We start from the raw sequence: 5,314 nt of genomic DNA, 5'->3' as shown, positions 1-5,314 counted from the left end.
CCGGACGCGCCGGGGCGTGTCGCCGGAGGATCGATCGTGGTCGCGTCGGAGGTTTCGAACGAGCACCTTGTCGTGACGATCCGCGACAACGGCAAAGGGATTTCCGAAGATTCGCGCCCGAAGATCTTCGAGCCGTTTTACACCACCAAGAAGGTGGGAGAGGGGACGGGGTTGGGGCTCTGGGTCAGCTACGGCATCATCAAGAGCTTTCAGGGGACCATCCAGGTTGACAGCGTCGAGGGTGAGGGCACGACGTTCACGATTTCATTTCCGCTCCACCGCGAGTTGTGAAACAGCCGCGGAGAGCCGTCCGGAAGCCGGGTGACCCGTCTGTGGCCCGGCATCAATCGATCTTCTAAAGGCGCAAAGCATGGCAGACCGAATACTGGTTGTTGACGACGAACAGATCATCCGCGAATCCATATCCTTCATTCTCCGGAAAGAAGGGTTCTTCGTGAGCGAAGCCTCGAACGGCAAGCTGGCGTACGACAAGCTCGTCGCGGAGCCCTACGATCTCATTCTCACCGATCTTGAAATGCCCGAGATGAAGGGGATCGAGCTCCTCGAGAGAGCGATCTCGCTCAACCCGCAATCGCTCGTCGTCATCATCACCGCCTACGGCTCGCTCGACACCGCGATCGCGGCCCTGCGCAAGGGGGCGAGCGATTACATCCTGAAGCCCCTGGAATTCGACGAGCTTCTGGTCAAGATCAGGCGCCTGCTCGATACGAGAAAACTTGCGCTGGAGAATCAGATTCTCCGGCGGCAGCTGAGCAGGGAGTACGATTTTGCCAAAATTGTCGGAAAGAGCCCGGAGATGCAACATGTCTTCGACGTCATCCAGAAGGTCTCCGGGACGGACAGCACGGTCCTCGTGACGGGGAAAAGCGGAACGGGGAAAGAGCTGGTCGCGAGAGCGGTCCACTTCAACAGCCGCCGGGCGGAGCGACCATTCATCGCCGTGAACGCGGGGGCGATACCGGAGACCCTCATCGAGAGCGAGCTCTTCGGCCACCGGAAGGGGTCCTTCACGGGGGCGGTGTCGGACAAATCGGGGTACTTCAAGGCGGCCGACGGCGGGACGCTCCTCCTGGACGAGATCAGCGAGATGCCCCTTCATCTCCAGGTCAAGCTTCTCCGGGCGCTGGAACAGAAGGAGATCACGCCCGTGGGCATGTCGACGGCGATCCCGGTCGATGTGAGGATTCTCGCCTCCACCAACCGCGATTTGCACAAGGAGGTCGAAGCGGGCAGGTTCCGCCAGGACCTCTACTACCGGCTGAACGTCGTGGAAATACGCCTTCCCTCGCTTTCGGAACGGCGGTCCGACATACCCCTCCTCATCGAACATTTTGTGGAGAAGTACAAAAAGGAAATGCGAAAAGAGATCAAAGGGGTCAATGAAGAAGTCGTGCGGCTCCTGATGCAGCACGAGTGGAAGGGGGAGATCCGGGAGCTTGAGAATATCATCGAGCGGGCGGTGATTTTCTGCGGCGGAGAGTTCATCACGCTGAACGATCTGCCCGATTTTCTTCACGCGGATTCGGGAGTGACGGTCCCCGTCGGCCGGACCTCGCTCGAAACGGCGATCAACGATTTTGAGAAGCAGTACATCGTCACGATCCTGAGGAAAAACGACTTCAACAAGGAGCAAACCGCCCGCGACCTTCAGATCAGCCTCCCGACCCTCTACCGCCGGATCAAGGACCTCGGAATAACCCACTAATCCGATCCACCCGGTTTCTCAGCGTTGATGCGAGGAACCCGGGCCTCGTCTTATTTTTGAGAAGGGCCGGGATCCCCGCGCCTGCCTCTTGTGATAAACCCGCTTACCGCCTTCAATTTGGCCGTATTCCCCCTCCATTCCGACCGTCTTTTCCTTGAATCCGTGGCACAAAGATTGCGGTTCCTCCGACCGGTTGTCCTTGGAATGAACAGGAGGTGGCAGCCATGGTCGAAGCGAAAAGGTGCAGGACGAGAATCCGAAGGAACAAGCATACGTTTACCCCGAAAAAAGCAGGCCCGACAATCTGCCGATCCGATCTCATGTCGTTGATCTATGCGATGGAACACGACCCCGGTTCGCAACCCCATCGATGGCAGATTGTCTCTCTCAAGAGTGCGCTCCGCCGGATCGATCACGACCTCCATTCTCACCGGATTACGAAAGGCAGGACGAGAGATGAAAAATTATCATGAAAAGAGTCCAGAAATGAGCCCCGCTCCCAGGATAGTCTTGTTCAGCCCCGATATGGATTTCTGCATGAGTCTCAGGATGCTCTTTCAGGATCAATACGAAATGTCGTGCACGACCGATCCCGACATGCTCCTGACGATGGTCAAGACCATGGAACCGGACCTGGTCATCGCGGACTGCCTCCCCACACAACGGATGCGCGACCGGTTTCGGGTGATCCACATGCAGAACCCGGGCCTCAAAATCGTTTTTTTCTATTTTTCCCCGCTCGGCGACCGCTGGTTCCGGGATTTCATCCATAATTCCGGAGACGTGGCGTTCTCCAAACCGATAGACCTGGAGGAAGTGACGCGCACGATCGGCTCCCTCGTGATGACCGGTTGCGCCGCGTGAGATTCCGTTCTCACAAGTGAAAAAACCCCGAAACTCAGTCTCATTCCTGCAAAAGTCAATCCCGGACGGCTCCCATTTCAGACCATTCTGCCCGGTTCATTCCGGCACACAGTTTGAACGTCTCCCGGGCATGCTAACAGTTGCACTTGGCAAAGGAAATGGCGAATATCCCGCACAAGAGTCACCATCAGGGAACGTGTTCTGTCGCAGTCCACTTCTTTCCACGCATTACTGAAAGGCAATTCCATGAAACCGCTTCTCGTGATTCTGGGTTCTCTGCTCTGGCTGACGATCTTCACGATTCCGGCCTCCGGCCAGGAGAAGGCCGCCAATAAGTATGTCGGCGTCAAGATGTGCGCACCCTGCCACAAGGCCGAGAAAACCGGCAACCAGTTCGGTGTCTGGTCCAAGACAAAGCATTCGGAGGCGTACAAGGCCCTTCTCACCCCTGCCGCCGACGCGGTCGCGAAGAAGAAGGGGCTCACGAAACCGGCGGCCGAGTCCCCGGAGTGTCTCCAGTGCCACACGGTGACGGGAGCTGCAACGGCGATGGACAAAACGTTCGACGCAAAAGACGGCGTCCAGTGCGAGGCATGCCACGGTCCGGGATCGGCGTACAAGTCGATGGCCATCATGAAGGATTCCTTGAAAGCGGTCGCGGCGGGACTCACGCTCTACGCGGACAACGCGGCGATCGAGAAGAAGTGCGTAACCTGCCACAACGACAAGAGCCCGACGTTCAAGGAATTCAAGTTCGATGCGATGTGGCCAAAGATCAAGCATCCCCGTCCGAAGAAATCATAACGGGGTCCCCCAGGAGACAGGCACTGCCGGCCGCCAACCCCACCCCCCTCCACGGGGGGTGGGCCGGCCCGCTCTAAATGAAAAAAGAGAGATTCCTCCTCGCCGGTCTGTTCGGCTGCCTTCTTCTGGCGCCGGTGCTCGTGCTTCATGCCCAGTCGAGGTCCGACTGCCTCACATGCCATAGCGATCACTCTCTCTCAAAGGAGAGGGAGGGAAAGCAAGTTTCTCTCTTCGTGGAAGATTCCGTCCTCGACCATTCGCCCCACCGCAAACTCGTCTGCGTCGCCTGCCACACCGGATTCAATCCCGACAATGTCCCGCACAAGGAGAAGATCGAGCCCGTCAGGTGCCTGACCTGCCACGGGGGCGTCCAGGTGAAGCATTCCTTCCATCCCCAGATGGCCGCGGCGCTTGCGGCTCACGAGGAACCGGACGTTTCCTGCAAGGATTGCCACGGCACGCACGACGTGGTGTCGCCGAAGGTCCCGGGCAGCAAGTTCAACGAGTCAAACCTCCCCGTTTCGTGCGGAGAATGCCACGCGGACGTGAAGGAGGCCTTCGGGCAGTCTGCGCACGGACAGGCGTTCGCGGCGGGGGTTGCGGGCGCGCCCAATTGCCTGACCTGCCATCGCCACGATATCGCCGGCATGAGGCCCTCGCAGGACACGCTCTCCCGGAAGATCGAACAGGAAAAGCTTTGCCTCTCGTGCCACCTTGATAATCCCGACGTCCGCGCGCGCACCTCGCCGACCTCCGGATTCATCGCCGCCTACGAGAAGAGCGTCCACGGAACCGCGCTGACCCACGGGAACGCCGGGGCGGCGAATTGCGTCGATTGCCACGGCAGCCATGAAATGCGCAAGGGGAGCGACCAGGCCTCGCTCGTGAACAGAACGAAAATTCCGGAGACATGCGGGAAGTGCCACGCGGGAATCGCGGCGGAATTTCAGCAGAGCGTCCACGGCGGCGCCCTTGCCAGGGGCAGCACCGACGCGCCCACCTGCACCAATTGTCACGGAGAGCACACGATCTTCGCGCACAACGACCCGCGCTCGCCGGTGGCGGCCGGAAACGTCTCCGCGCAGTGCGCGAGCTGCCACGGCTCCGTGAGGCTGTCCGAGAAATACGGAATCGCCAGCACGCGTCCGGCGACCTTCTCGGACACCTACCACGGCCTCGCAATGAAGGGCGGGTCTGTCGACGTGGCGAATTGCGCGAGCTGCCACGGGGCGCACAACATCAAACCGGCGAGCGATCCGGCTTCCACCGTCAACAAGGCCAACCTGGCGGCCACCTGCGGGAAGTGCCATCCCGGGGCGAACCAGCGGTTTGCGATGGGCGCGGTGCACGTGCAGATGACCTCCGCGGACGAGCCAACGCTCTACTGGATCGCCACGCTCTACGTCATTCTGATCGTGGTCGTCGTCGGCGGAATGGCGGCCCACAATGGGATCGACTTCCTGAAGAAGTCGAAACGGAAACTGGCGATCCGGAGCGGGCAGGTCACGGAGGAGCAGGGCGGACACGGCATCTACCTCAGGATGACCCTCAACGAGCGCCTCCAGCATGGCGCGCTCACCCTCAGTTTCGTCCTGCTCGTCGTCACGGGATTCATGCTCCGGTATCCCGACGCCTGGTGGGTCGCCGGCATACGCAATCTGAGCGGCCACGTCTTCGAGCTCCGGAGCCTGGTGCACCGGATCGCCGCCACGGTCCTGGTTGCCTCCGGCCTCTATCATGTCTATTATGTGAGCTGCACTTCCCGGGGAAGGAAATTCATCCTGGACCTGATGCCGGCCGCCCAGGATGCCCGGGACGCGATGGGTATCATGAAATATAACCTGGGGCTCTCCCCCCGGAAACCGAGGCTCGGCCGGTTCAGTTATGTCGAAAAAAGCGAGTATTGGGCGCTGGTCTGGG

Annotated in this window: 5 protein-coding genes; all 5 read left to right on the top strand. The window is 59.9% G+C overall.

What is annotated here, in order from left to right; all coding sequences use genetic code 11:
• On the top strand, positions 1-291 hold a 291-nt coding region (locus VI215_05255), incomplete at its 5' end, for an ATP-binding protein (protein HEY6191721.1).
• Positions 292-370: 79 nt separating this feature from the next.
• On the top strand, positions 371-1,726 hold the full coding sequence (locus VI215_05250; protein HEY6191720.1) for a sigma-54 dependent transcriptional regulator: 1,356 nt from the start codon (positions 371-373) through the stop codon (positions 1,724-1,726).
• Between the two features lie 537 nt (positions 1,727-2,263).
• Positions 2,264-2,590, top strand: a complete 327-nt coding sequence (locus tag VI215_05245) for a hypothetical protein (protein HEY6191719.1) — start codon at positions 2,264-2,266, stop codon at positions 2,588-2,590.
• Between the two features lie 246 nt (positions 2,591-2,836).
• Positions 2,837-3,394 carry a multiheme c-type cytochrome gene (locus tag VI215_05240; protein HEY6191718.1) on the top strand — a complete coding sequence of 186 codons (558 nt, stop codon included), beginning with the start codon at positions 2,837-2,839 and terminating at the stop codon, positions 3,392-3,394.
• A gap of 77 nt (positions 3,395-3,471) precedes the next feature.
• On the top strand, positions 3,472-5,314 hold a 1,843-nt coding region (locus tag VI215_05235; protein ID HEY6191717.1), incomplete at its 3' end, for a cytochrome c3 family protein.

The organism is Bacteroidota bacterium, assembly GCA_036522515.1.
Lineage (GTDB): Bacteria > Bacteroidota > Ignavibacteria > UBA10030 > SZUA-254 > VBOC01.
The sequence above is the reverse complement of the archived record's forward strand: the minus strand, read 5'-3'. Positions and strand labels throughout refer to the sequence as shown.

Bases quoted from the DNA above. Each gene is read 5' to 3' on its own strand.
- VI215_05250 (HEY6191720.1), top strand. From the start codon at position 371: ATGGCAGACCGAATACTGGTTGTTGACGACGAACAGATCATCCGCGAA.
- VI215_05245 (HEY6191719.1), top strand. From the start codon at position 2,264: ATGAGTCTCAGGATGCTCTTTCAGGATCAATACGAAATGTCGTGCACG.
- VI215_05240 (HEY6191718.1), top strand. From the start codon at position 2,837: ATGAAACCGCTTCTCGTGATTCTGGGTTCTCTGCTCTGGCTGACGATC.